Genomic DNA, 203 nt, shown 5'->3' with positions numbered 1-203 from the left:
GTCCCCTTCGTCTAGAGGCCCAGGACACCGCCCTTTCACGGCGGTAACAGGGGTTCGAATCCCCTAGGGGACGCCACTTGCTGGTTTGTGAGTGAAAGTCGCCGACCTTGATATCGTTAAAGATGACTTACGAGTCATGTTTAAGATATTTGCTCTTTAAAAATCTGGATCAAGCTGAAAATTGAAACACTGAACAACGAAAG

At 47.3% G+C, this 203-nt stretch carries 1 tRNA gene; it reads left to right on the top strand.

Annotated features, from left to right (window positions below):
* A tRNA-Glu gene (locus HEN33_RS26115) sits at nt 1-76 on the top strand.
* Nucleotides 77-203 lie beyond the last annotated feature (127 nt).

The sequence above is a fragment of the Escherichia sp. 94.0001 genome (assembly GCF_013369155.2).
Classification (GTDB): Bacteria; Pseudomonadota; Gammaproteobacteria; order Enterobacterales; family Enterobacteriaceae; genus Escherichia; species Escherichia coli_F.
Note: the sequence above shows the minus strand (reverse complement) of the source record. Positions and strands in the feature narration are given on the sequence as shown.